This window comes from Aeromonas sp. s5 (assembly GCF_040907865.1).
Classification (GTDB): Bacteria; Pseudomonadota; Gammaproteobacteria; order Enterobacterales; family Aeromonadaceae; genus Aeromonas; species Aeromonas dhakensis.
Genome location: NZ_JBFOCO010000033.1, coordinates 479,906 through 490,317 on the forward strand (window position 1 = coordinate 479,906; position 10,412 = coordinate 490,317).

Sequence of the window (10,412 nt, forward strand, 5' to 3'; positions counted from 1 at the left end):
GGTTAAATGCCGGTTAAAGGCTGTTTTTCTTCATCTGTTCGGCCATCTTCGCGACGCTCGCTTGGTAGCGGGCCTCGTAGTCGATGACCGGTGCAGCTTCTGGCTGTTGTTGGGTGGCCATGGCCGGCGCTGGCTGGACAGCGAGCGCGGCATTGCCGAGGGAAACCGGGCGCACCATTTCGACCACCTTGGTCTCGGGCGCCGGTTCGTCGCTGACGCTGGGCAGCAGGGCGGCTGCCTCCATCGCAGACATGCTTTGCTGGGCCAGCGCGGCAGCCTTGACGGCCTTGGTGTGCTGGGTGCGCTTGCGCTTGTGTTCGCGGGCCTGCTGGGTGTCACCAAAGGCCACTTTCTCCAGGCACTCCGCTTCGCAGATGTGCAGGCCGTTGAGGGTAGTGACGATCACCGCTTCGTGCAGGCGCTGCGGGTCGAACCGTGCCACTACTTTCTGCCCGGCGTACTCGGCCAGATCGGCGTGGTAATAACGGTTGCTGCGGCTGGCGATGGCGCCGCCGGCTTCGAGCCGGATGGTGCCGTGCTGGCTGACGCGGGTTGCCTCTGCCTGCAGCAGCAGCATGGTGAGCTGTTCGCTGCTGGCCTTGCGGATGGTGGCCTGGGCATAGCTCTGCTCGAAGGCCTGATCAAAACTCATCACGCCGCGGCAGGCTTCTGTCTGGCGACCCAGCTTGCCGTTGTAGATGGCCACGCCTTCGGCCACGACGCGCAGGAACTCGGCGGCATCTATCGCCCGTTCACCATAATTGTCTGGCTTGGCCATGGGGTTGGGGCCGGTGTAGCAACCTGCCAGCGCGGGGTGCTTGTCGATGATTTCGTCCAGCCCGCCCACACCGAAGGCACGTTCGATCGGCTTGGCCTGACCGTGGCCCTTGCCCAGCAGCACGCTGGACCAATGCAGCTTGATGCCAAGCATGGGGATCATGCCCATGGGCTCATCCGGCTTGACCTTGAAGCGGTAGCGGTTCGGCACACCACCGGTCATCCATTTGTTGGCGGCGGCGCGGGTGTTATCGATGGTGATCTCGCGCGGTATGCCGTATTGGCTGCACACGTCCATCAGGGACAGGCGGATGCTGTCGGTGTTCTCGCTGATATCAGTGCGCCAGCCCACGATCTTGCGGCTGTAGATGTCTTGCCAGAACCAGGTCTTGGGCCGGATCACTTCGCCGTTGAACCATTTCACGAAGACGTTGTGCAGGTAGCCGTCACCGTTGATCCATTCCATGGCATCCAGCCCTTCGATGGTGCGTTCCTGCGGTGGGTAGAGCTGCATCAGCGCATGCTCACCTTCGCGCAGCATCACCTGCTGGGCGTGGGGCACTTCCATATCCATGCGGCGCATCAGGCTGTCGAGGCTCGGCACCACCCAGTCGTTATCGCGGGCAGCCAGCCTCACCCGCTCATAGCAGCTGGCGGCGTTCGGCCGTTCGCGGCGCAGGTAGTCCGCCTTGAAGTACTCCCAGGCTTGATCGCTGACGGGGGCCAGACGGGCGGCGCGGGTTTCAGTGGCGGCTTGTTGCTGCTTGGGTACCAGCACGGCCAGCCAGTCGCTGTCGTCGAAGCCTTTGACCATGGCGCAATAGCGGCGCAGGGTCGGCAGCGCGATGTCGAACTCGTCAGATATGTGCTGGTAGGCCTGCATCAGGGTGCTGCCGCTGGCAACCAGGGCATACACCGCCTTGACGGCAGCCGCACGGGCCATGGCCTTGGCGTGGGCTTTGTCGTTGGCCTTCTTCCAGTTGGCCCACAGCTGCTCTTTGCAATAGCGTGGCGCTTGTGGCTTTGGCAGATCCAGCGTCATGCCGCCGACTACTACCTTGCCAGCCTTGCGCAGCAGGGCGGCTTGGACAACCGGCGGCAAGATGCTGATGTGGTATTCGGTGGCTTTGCTTCCTTCGCGCTGGCGGGCCTTCTCCGGTTCGGAGGAAGCCAGCTCCTTCATGATGTTTCTGATTTGGCGATCTGTTGTTGGCATGCCTGGTGTGCCTGCCAATTCAGATGAGGTGAACCACTCCATCGCGATGTTCCTCAACTGGCCTGTTGCAGGTTTTGATAACGACTCGGCCAGATGTCTTGCGGCTCAAGACCGAGAGCACCGGAGATGATTTTTTCCCCTTTCGGCCACGGTGAACGGAAGGCATTTGCCAGGGTGCTGCCGGCCAGGCCATTGGCACGACTCAGCGCGGAGATGGTGATCCCCCTTTTCTTGAGCGCAGCGACGACATCGGCACGATGCCAGTCGACATTTCCACTCCCCTCAGGCGTCTTTTTCTGCGAGACTATTTCGCTAACTTGGTAACTCATCTTTGTAACTCCGTCTGGTCACTCATCTTATTAACCAGACTATAAAGACGGAACGGACGTGAGATCAAGCGAATCGGAAATTTATTTTTCCGTTATTTCCGATTCCGCTTTTGGCAATCACTCCTAAATACGCATGCAAATCCAATAAAAACAATTGGTTACGGGATTCGGAAATGAGTGAACATGAATCGGAAGTGATTTCCGATTCCCAGGGTGGGAATCGGAAATTGTGGGTCACTGCAAAAGAGGTGGCAGGGCTGGAAGGAATGCCCACGACAGACCGCCGTACCAGGGACATCCTGGACGAGTGGGCGAAAGGGAAAGAGGGGGCCAGGCGCAAGCGTTCTGGCACCAAAGCGTTCGAGTATCACATCTCTGTGCTACCCAAGGCGGTGAGGGATCAGGTATCGCCGCCGAGCCAGGGTGGAGTGGCGACGCTGGCACCTGGATCAGGCGCTGCTGGGGCAATGGCTGGCTGGCCGATGGCTTCCGTTGGTGGACTCCCATTGCTTGGGGCCACTGCAGTTGTGGGTGCTGCCGCTTGCGGCCTTGGAAAACTCCTTGATAAGGATAGCCGCATTGCTGAAGAATCAATAAGTTACAAACCAAGAAAACATGATAATGCTGTTGAACTTCGCTTCTTCATTGAAGAACCAGAGCTTTTCTTGAATGAGATGGGTGGCACCTTCCCTGTCTCCTCAAAATGGTTGAAATGGCGCGGGTTCGAGCCAAATGATCTGGCTTTCTTTGTACAGAACGGCGACAGCATGGCGCAGCGGATAAAGCACCGGGACACCGTTATCATCAATAGCCGCGACAACCGCCTGGCTGATGGCTCCCTCATGGTCGTAGAGGTCGACGGCGCTGCGCTCATTCGCAATGTGCAGAAGATCCCGGGCGGATGGAGCCTGAACTGCGAGAACCCGCGCTATGAGCCAATCACGCTGCCTGTCGATGCTGATGAAGCATGCAAGGTGATCGGCCGCGTTGTGCGCATCATCAACGAAACGTGATGTCGGTTTAAAGCCTGTTTAAACCCTGCCTCATCAAATCAGCTGTGATCAATTCACCAGCGATTTTTCGCCGCTTTCGGATCCGCTGATCATTTCGTGGATCCGCGCCAACGAAAACGGCCTGCAGAGTTTTGATCGCTCTACAGGCCGCGTCTCTTCTGGTTTCTCGATCCCATCTATTCCCTCAAGATCCCACTTATTCCCTAATCATTCCCAGTGATCAATTCACTAGAGTCTATACAGCGACGCCATGCCGGCCCGATGGGCCTGCTCCAGCTCATCCAGGTCGAGCACATAGGCGCGGTTGTCCGCGAGGCTGGCGATCGCCAGTTCGATGAAGTGGCGTACCCGGGCGGGCTGGGCGGCGCGACTGCCGTAGTAGAGAAACAGGCCGAGCCTCTGGGTCATGTGCTCGAGCAGCAAGGGCACCAGGCGGCCGGCGCGGATATGCGCCGCCGCCGTCGGCCCGGCCAGCTGGCCGATGACATCGCCGGCCAGCACGGCCCCCAGCTCCACCATCTCGTCGTTGGTGGAGAGCGCCGGGCGCACCGGATGCTCCTGCAGTTCGTCCCCCATCTTGACGTACCAGGGGATCAGGCGTCCGTTGCCCGCGTGGCGAAAGGCACTGCAGCGATGCAGGGCAAGGTCGTGCAGGGTGAGGGGCACGCCATATTTGCGCAGATACGCGGGGGCGGCGCAGATGATGAGCTGCATGGGGAACAGGCGGCGCGCGATCAGCCCCTCCTGGGGCGAGATGCCGATGCGCAGCCCCACATCGACCCGCTCCTCCACCCAGTTGCCGACCCTGTCATCGAGCCGGATATCCGGCTGCACATCGGGATAGCGGCGGCAGTACTCCTCCAGCAGCGGCCCTATGACCGTCTGCACCACGGAGCGCGGGCCCACTATTCGCAACGGGCCGGCGAACTCCTCACGGGTCTGGCGCGCCGCCGTCAGGGCTTGCTGCAGGCCGAGCAGGGCAGGCTGCGCCGCCTCCAGAAATCGTTGCCCCTCTTCGGTCAGCGACATGCTGCGGGTGGTGCGATGAAACAGGCGTACCCCCAGATAGCTTTCCAGCTGCCCGAGCGCCTTGCTGGCGGCCTGGGGAGAGATCTGCTGGGCCTCGGCCGCCTTGCTGAGGCTGCCCAGCTCGGCCGTGTGTACGAAGGTGGTGATGGAGCGCAATTCGTTGATCATGGTCTGGCTCATGGATTTACATCATTTGGTTGTAACTGATTCCGCCATTTACCGTCTAGTTCGATGTTTATCCCATCTCTATAGTGCGTCCATCGACCGCGCCAGCCTTTAGCGCTTGACTCCCCTTCGGGTTGGTTGAGACAAGGGGCTGTGCATCCATGGTTACCAGGGCAGTTTCGGCTGCATTGTGAGAAAAGGAGCAAGCATGCAAACACGTCAATTGGGTCACAGCGGGCTGACGGTATCCGCCATCGGTCTGGGCTGCATGGGCTTGAGCTTTGGTTATGGCCCCGCCACCGACAAGGCGGAGGCGATCGCCCTGATCCGGCGCGCCCATGAGCTCGGGGTCACCTTTTTCGATACCGCCGAAGCCTATGGCCCTGGCGACAACGAGTTGCTGCTGGGGGAGGCGCTGGCCCCGTTTCGCGACAAGGTGGTGATCGCCACCAAGTTCGGCTTCAAGCACGGCACGGTCCCTGATGGACTGGACAGCCGGCCGGAAAATATCCGCGCCGTGGCCGAGGCCTCCCTGCGCCGGCTCAACACCGATGTCATCGATCTCTTCTATCAACACCGCGTCGATCCCGAGGTGCCGATGGAAGAGGTGGCCGGCACCGTACAGGATCTGATCCGCGAGGGGAAAGTGCGCCACTTCGGTCTGTCCGAGGCCGGCGTCGATTCCATCCGCCGTGCCCACAAGGTGCAGCCGGTGGCGGCGCTGCAGAGCGAATACTCCCTCTGGTGGCGTGAGCCCGAGCAGACGATCCTGCCGCTGCTCGACGAGCTGGGGATAGGTTTCGTGCCGTTCAGCCCGCTCGGCAAGGGCTTTCTGACCGGGGCCATCAAGGCCGATACCCGCTTCGAGGCGAACGATTTTCGCAGCATAGTGCCGCGCTTTGCCGAGGAGGCCCGCGCCGCCAACCTGCGCCTGGTGGAGGTGCTGGGGGATCTGGCCGCCAGCAAGGGGGTGACGCCGGCCCAGATTGCGCTTGCCTGGCTGCTGGCCCAGCGGCCCTGGATCGTGCCCATTCCGGGCACCACCAAGCTGCACCGGCTGGAAGAGAACCTGGGGGCCGCCGCCATCAGGCTCGGCAGCCGCGAGCTGGCCGACATTGACGCCGCCGTGGCAGGCATCGAGCTGGAAGGGGGGCGCTACCCGGCGCACCTGGGAAAACTGGTGGGGCGCTGAGGCGCCCTGTTTGAAAGCGAGTCGTGCAAGGCACCCGGCCACTGCCGCGTGTCTTGGCAACGCTCGCGTCACCCCGGTTTGCCGGGGCCCTTATGTTGTTATGACTCACAGGAGCCGCGATGGCCGGTATTATCTCGTCTGTATTGCAATCGGGTCTGCCCGAACACCAGGACTCAACCCAGTATCGGGCGGGCCGGTTTCACAATCTGGTGGCGCCCCCCGCGCGCAGTGTCTGGAAAGAGGTCGGGATCTGGCGTGACTTCCTGTTTGGCAAGCCAGCCGGCACCCTGCCGGATCGCGCCATCCCGGTGCAGGCCATGACCCTTGCGGATGTCATGGCGGCTCCGGATTTCAGCGTCTGGCGGCTGGGTCACTCCAGCCTGCTGCTCAAATTGCGCGGCCAGTTCTGGTTGACCGATCCCGTCTTCAGCGAGCGCGCCTCACCGCTCTCATGGCTTGGCCCCAGGCGCTGGCACGCCCCGCCCATGGCCCTTGAGGATCTGCCGCCCCTGGCCGGGGTGATCCTCTCCCACGATCACTATGATCATCTGGATCAGGCCAGCATAGTGGCGCTGCAGGGGCGGGTGGCGCACTTCATCACCCCGCTCGGCGTCGGGGCCAGGCTCCGCGCCTGGGGCGTGCCGGCGCACAAGGTCAGGGAGCTGGACTGGTGGCAGCAGACCCGGGTCGATGGCATTGAACTCATCGCCACGCCGGCCCAGCACTTCTCCGGCCGCGGCCTGAGCGATGGCAACCAGACTCTGTGGGCCTCCTGGGTCATTCGCAGCGATGAGTGCAAGCTGTTCTTCAGCGGCGACAGCGGCTATTTCGCCGGCTTCAAGGAGATAGGTGAGCGCCATGGTCCGTTTGACATGGCCTTCCTCGAGACGGGGGCCTACAACGAGCGCTGGGCCCATGTGCACATGTTTCCGGCCCAGACCGCACAGGCGTTTCACGATCTGCGCGCAACCTGGCTCTATCCCATCCACAACGGCACCTTCGATCTTGCCATGCACCCATGGGATGAGCCGCTGGAGCAGATCACCCGGCTGGCGGCCGAGCAGCAGATCCCGCTGACCACCCCCATGATGGGGGAGCCGCTGACCTTGCAGGCCCCCCATGGCGGCAGTCACTGGTGGCGGGAGTGAACCTGGGTCTGGCTCAAGCGTGAGAACGGGCGCCCATGCCGGGCGCCCGCATCGTCGAGCCAGCGCCTGCTACCTTCACGCCGCTGCGTTCGGGCGCAGCGGCGCCGCTTCAAGCCTGATTGCCCAGGGTCATGGTGCGCTTGCGCTGCTCGCGCACCAGGTGACGGTTGATCTCCCCCAGCAGCGTCTCCTTGCTGATGGGCTTGGTGATGTAGCCGTTCATGCCGTGGGACAGGTAGTACTGCTTCGATTCGGGCATGGCATCCGCGGTCAGGGCGATGATGGGAATGTCGGCCCAGCTCTGGCGCGAGGCGCGAATATGGGTGGTGGCTGCCAGCCCGTCCATCACCGGCATCTGCACATCCATCAGCACGATGTCGAAGGTCTCTTGCGCCAGTCTGGCCAGCGCCTCTTCCCCCTGCAGCGCCAGCGTCACCCGATGGCCGGCAGACGCGAGCATGGCACCGATGACCTTGCGATTGGTGGCGTTGTCGTCCACCAGCAAGATGCGATAACTCTCCTGACTGATCGGCTTGCTGGGCAGGCTGGTCATCGACGGGGTGGTCGCCTGGGCAGGCCAGAGATAGGTAAAGGTGCTGCCGAACCCCTCGTGGCTCTCGACCGAGATGTCGCCCCCCATCAGGCGGGCGAGGTTGCGGGAGATCTCGAGGCCCAGCCCCGAGCCACCATATTGGCGGGTGATGGAGATGTCGGCCTGGGAGAAGCGCTGGAACAGGTTGCCCATCTGGTACTTGCTCATGCCGATGCCGGTGTCCTGAATCGCGATCCGAATCGAATGACGCTCCTTGTCCAGCGGCTGGCTGTCCACCCTGATGTTCACCTCGCCCTGATGGGTGAACTTGATGGCGTTGCTGAGCAGGTTGAACAGGATCTGGCGCACCCGCAGGGGATCCATCATCAGCCATTCCGGCGTGTTGGGGGCCAGGGTCAGGCTGAGCTTGATCCCCTTCGCATCGCAATTGCTCTGCATCAGGGCCCGGATGTCCTCCAGCAGCTTGGGCAGATGGTGGGGCACGAGCTGCAGCTCGATGCGACCCTCTTCCAGCTTGGAGATATCCAGAATGTCGTTGAGCAGCCCCAGCAGATGGTTGGCTGACTCCCGGGCCGTCTCCAGGTACTCCCGCTCTCTGGGGGCCATGGTGCGATCCGCCAGCAGCGACAACATGCCGAGTATGCCGTTCATGGGGGTGCGGATCTCGTGGCTCATGTTGGCCAGAAAGCTGCTTTTCGCCCGCTGACCCGCTTCGGCCTCGCGATTGGCCCGCACCAGCTTCTCGTTGAGCTGCTGCATCAGCTTGTGCTGCAGGAAGGAGATATTCATCTGCCGCCAGATGAGCAGTGCCAGCACGAACAGCAGGGCAAACTGCAGGGCCGCGATCAGGCTGGTGGTGATGATCTGCTGGCGGACCCCCTCGCGGCGGGCGACGTCAAGCAGGGTCGCCTGCTCGTTGACCTCCAGGGTCAGCTGGTGGAGCTGGGGGAGCAGGGCAGCCAGCTGCTGATCAAGCTGCTGATGGGCCGCCTGATCCAGCGGCTTGTGCTGGACCGGCCCGAGCCAGAGATCGGCCAGGGCGATGAAGCGGCGCATCTCCTTGCTGGCCTGCTGATAAATCTGGGTATGTTGCAGCAGGTTGCGATCCTTGCTCTCCAGCACCAGCTCAATCCGGCTGACCAGAATGTCGTATCTGAGCTGGAACTTGACCCGCGACTCATTTTTCAGGGCATTTTGAAAGCGCAGCGCCTCGTTGTAGAGCTGGAAATAGTTCCACATGACGTTGTCTTCACCCTGACTGGTGCTGTGCTGCAGCTCCTCGAACTGCCGGTACTGGACGGTACCGATACCGGCAAACGCCAGCAACAGCACGCAGAGCACGACGAACAGGGAGCGCTGACTGGCTGCCATGGATTGCATGATGCGGTTCACTCCACCTTGATCTTGTTGATCTGCCAGATGGCACGGCCGTAATAGAGCTTGTTGCGAAGCTCGGGGTATTGATCAAACGGGTAGATCAGGAACAGGGGCCCCTTGTCACGCACCGACAGCGGCTTGCCATCGATGCTGCGGGCCAGGATCACCTGATACTGGGCGGCATCGCTGGTGGGCACCTGGATCGAGTAGTCGTTGAGCGCCGTGATGGTCAGCTGCTTGCCGCTGGCGCCCACCTTGGCCAGCAGATCGCTCAGACGGGGGCCGCGGAAGGTCTTCTCTTCGTCATACCAGGGGGTGTGAGTCTTGATCTCGTACTCGGGCAGTTGATCCAGCATGGCGGTGTCCCACAGGGCGTCCTGCTGGTAGTTGGGCTGGGTAATGGCGCCTTCCACCCTGAGCTGGGCGCTGTCGGGATCGGGGGTCGCCTGGGCGGTAGCGCAAAGAATGGCCAGCAGGGGAGCCATATAAAAATTGAGTCTCATAACCTTCCTCCATGGAACCGTGAGAAGCAGATGCCAGGGCAACGGCGGGCCTGGCATAGAGGCAAGGCAATAAGCGTGCCTGATAGTGGAAAGCGGCAGCTGGCGTGGCTTAGACGGGGGGGAAGAGGGGGTGAGAGTGCCTTTTCATCGCATTTTGCAATGAGAAGGATGAGCCATGTTGCAAATTGGCAAAGAATGTTCCCCTTGCCGTGGCTGATGTGCTTCTCTAGTTAAGGTGAAAAACAGGGTTTCTTTGGGTCTTTTTCTTGCCAGGCACGGCTCTTGCTTTACTGGGTATGGCATGGAACTAAACCGTCCTGGCATAGACAAGGAGCTTCAACATGGAAAGCATGACCTACACCCTTAACGACACTCAGGTTGTGGCATTGGAAAGCGAGTTTGATGCGATGGCCGTCAGTGAATTGCGCCCCTTATTTGAAAAGCTGTCGGAGTACACAGGTGATGTGCTGGCGGATCTGCGAGACGTGCACTTCATCGACTCCTCCGGGATCGGTGCCCTGGTGTTTCTCCACAAGCGGCTGGTGATGAACGGCCATCATCTGGAGATCATCTGTGGTCCGGGTCAGCCCCGCGATCTGCTGGACATGTTGCACATCAACCGGGTTATTCCCTGTCATGAGAACGTGAAAGCCTACATGCAGTCATCCGGCATGGTAGTGGCATCATGAAGCACTGGCTTGTGCTCGGGATCTCGCTGCTGATGGCGGGTTGCGCGCAATGGCCATCCGAGGGAAAGGGGGGAATGGCCGAGATGAGACCCACCTGGTTACCGTTAAATGAGGATGAACAACGCCTGCTGTCAGGTTATGATGAGCGTCAACAGAAGCTCGATCAGCAACTGGCCAGCCTGCAGCAGGCGGGTCTGCGCGACTGCATGCCGGCTGGGCTAAAACAGCTACAATCTCAACGAGTTGATATAGTACGGGATGTACATGGCCGACTCTGGGCCGACGTAGCCTGGCGTCAGGCCATGCTGGCCGAGTCGCTGAAGCAGGTGCGTTTGCAGCTGGAAAAGACCACCAGTGGGGGTTGTAGCCGGAGCTGGTCTGGACTTCCGTTGCGTCAGTGGAGGCAAACGTAACAATAAAA

10 protein-coding genes are annotated in these 10,412 nt (G+C 61.2%); 5 read left to right on the forward strand and 5 right to left on the reverse strand.

The genetic code is table 11. The features are described 5' to 3' along the window. Positions 1 to 13 precede the first annotated feature (13 nt). Positions 14 to 2,035, reverse strand: a complete 2,022-nt coding sequence (locus tag AB5Y94_RS21540; RefSeq protein WP_368206556.1) for a transposase domain-containing protein — start codon at positions 2,033 to 2,035, stop codon at positions 14 to 16. 11 nt (positions 2,036 to 2,046) lie between these two features. Then, the gene (locus AB5Y94_RS21545; RefSeq protein WP_236267801.1) at positions 2,047 to 2,322 is read right to left on the reverse strand and encodes a helix-turn-helix transcriptional regulator; all 276 of its coding nucleotides are present in this window, start codon (positions 2,320 to 2,322) and stop codon (positions 2,047 to 2,049) included. Positions 2,323 to 2,495: 173 nt separating this feature from the next. On the opposite strand from AB5Y94_RS21545, the gene AB5Y94_RS21550 reads away from it, so the two are divergent. Then, positions 2,496 to 3,335 (forward strand): S24 family peptidase, encoded by an 840-nt coding sequence (locus AB5Y94_RS21550; RefSeq protein WP_368206557.1) that lies wholly within the window; start codon positions 2,496 to 2,498, stop codon positions 3,333 to 3,335. A 228-nt stretch (positions 3,336 to 3,563) separates the two neighbouring features. Here AB5Y94_RS21550 and AB5Y94_RS21555 read toward each other — a convergent pair whose 3' ends face one another. Further along, positions 3,564 to 4,544 carry a LysR substrate-binding domain-containing protein gene (locus AB5Y94_RS21555; protein ID WP_368206558.1) on the reverse strand — a complete coding sequence of 327 codons (981 nt, stop codon included), beginning with the start codon at positions 4,542 to 4,544 and terminating at the stop codon, positions 3,564 to 3,566. A gap of 193 nt (positions 4,545 to 4,737) precedes the next feature. Here AB5Y94_RS21555 and AB5Y94_RS21560 point away from each other — a divergent pair, with 193 nt between their 5' ends. Further along, positions 4,738 to 5,721 (forward strand): aldo/keto reductase, encoded by a 984-nt coding sequence (locus tag AB5Y94_RS21560; protein WP_368206559.1) that lies wholly within the window; start codon positions 4,738 to 4,740, stop codon positions 5,719 to 5,721. A gap of 119 nt (positions 5,722 to 5,840) precedes the next feature. Then, positions 5,841 to 6,869 carry an MBL fold metallo-hydrolase gene (locus AB5Y94_RS21565; protein ID WP_368206560.1) on the forward strand — a complete coding sequence of 343 codons (1,029 nt, stop codon included), beginning with the start codon at positions 5,841 to 5,843 and terminating at the stop codon, positions 6,867 to 6,869. A gap of 109 nt (positions 6,870 to 6,978) precedes the next feature. Here the strand turns inward: AB5Y94_RS21565 and AB5Y94_RS21570 are convergent, their stop codons facing one another. Continuing rightward, positions 6,979 to 8,814, reverse strand: coding sequence for an ATP-binding protein (locus AB5Y94_RS21570; RefSeq protein WP_368206561.1), 1,836 nt, complete (start codon positions 8,812 to 8,814; stop codon positions 6,979 to 6,981). Further along, on the reverse strand, positions 8,811 to 9,302 hold the full coding sequence (locus AB5Y94_RS21575) for a molybdopterin-dependent oxidoreductase (RefSeq protein ID WP_005301421.1): 492 nt from the start codon (positions 9,300 to 9,302) through the stop codon (positions 8,811 to 8,813). Before AB5Y94_RS21575 ends, AB5Y94_RS21570 begins: the two co-directional genes overlap by 4 nt. A 341-nt stretch (positions 9,303 to 9,643) precedes the next feature. On the opposite strand from AB5Y94_RS21575, the gene AB5Y94_RS21580 reads away from it, so the two are divergent. Both AB5Y94_RS21580 and AB5Y94_RS21585 read left to right on the forward strand, forming a co-directional pair. Continuing rightward, positions 9,644 to 9,991: an STAS domain-containing protein gene (locus AB5Y94_RS21580; RefSeq protein WP_005301420.1), complete on the forward strand. Its 348-nt coding sequence runs from the start codon at positions 9,644 to 9,646 to the stop codon at positions 9,989 to 9,991. Then, positions 9,988 to 10,404 carry a hypothetical protein gene (locus tag AB5Y94_RS21585; RefSeq protein ID WP_368206562.1) on the forward strand — a complete coding sequence of 139 codons (417 nt, stop codon included), beginning with the start codon at positions 9,988 to 9,990 and terminating at the stop codon, positions 10,402 to 10,404. The genes AB5Y94_RS21580 and AB5Y94_RS21585 overlap by 4 nt, the downstream gene beginning before the upstream one ends. Positions 10,405 to 10,412: the final 8 nt, after the last annotated feature.

What these genes read in the sequence shown, in the direction of transcription:
- AB5Y94_RS21540 (WP_368206556.1), bottom strand. Translation starts at nt 2,035, where the DNA reads ATGGAGTGGTTCACCTCATCTGAATTGGCAGGCACACCAGGCATGCCA.
- AB5Y94_RS21545 (WP_236267801.1), bottom strand. Translation starts at nt 2,322, where the DNA reads ATGAGTTACCAAGTTAGCGAAATAGTCTCGCAGAAAAAGACGCCTGAG.
- AB5Y94_RS21550 (WP_368206557.1), top strand. Translation starts at nt 2,496, where the DNA reads ATGAGTGAACATGAATCGGAAGTGATTTCCGATTCCCAGGGTGGGAAT.
- AB5Y94_RS21555 (WP_368206558.1), bottom strand. Translation starts at nt 4,544, where the DNA reads ATGAGCCAGACCATGATCAACGAATTGCGCTCCATCACCACCTTCGTA.
- AB5Y94_RS21560 (WP_368206559.1), top strand. Translation starts at nt 4,738, where the DNA reads ATGCAAACACGTCAATTGGGTCACAGCGGGCTGACGGTATCCGCCATC.
- AB5Y94_RS21565 (WP_368206560.1), top strand. Translation starts at nt 5,841, where the DNA reads ATGGCCGGTATTATCTCGTCTGTATTGCAATCGGGTCTGCCCGAACAC.
- AB5Y94_RS21575 (WP_005301421.1), bottom strand. Translation starts at nt 9,302, where the DNA reads ATGAGACTCAATTTTTATATGGCTCCCCTGCTGGCCATTCTTTGCGCT.
- AB5Y94_RS21580 (WP_005301420.1), top strand. Translation starts at nt 9,644, where the DNA reads ATGGAAAGCATGACCTACACCCTTAACGACACTCAGGTTGTGGCATTG.
- AB5Y94_RS21585 (WP_368206562.1), top strand. Translation starts at nt 9,988, where the DNA reads ATGAAGCACTGGCTTGTGCTCGGGATCTCGCTGCTGATGGCGGGTTGC.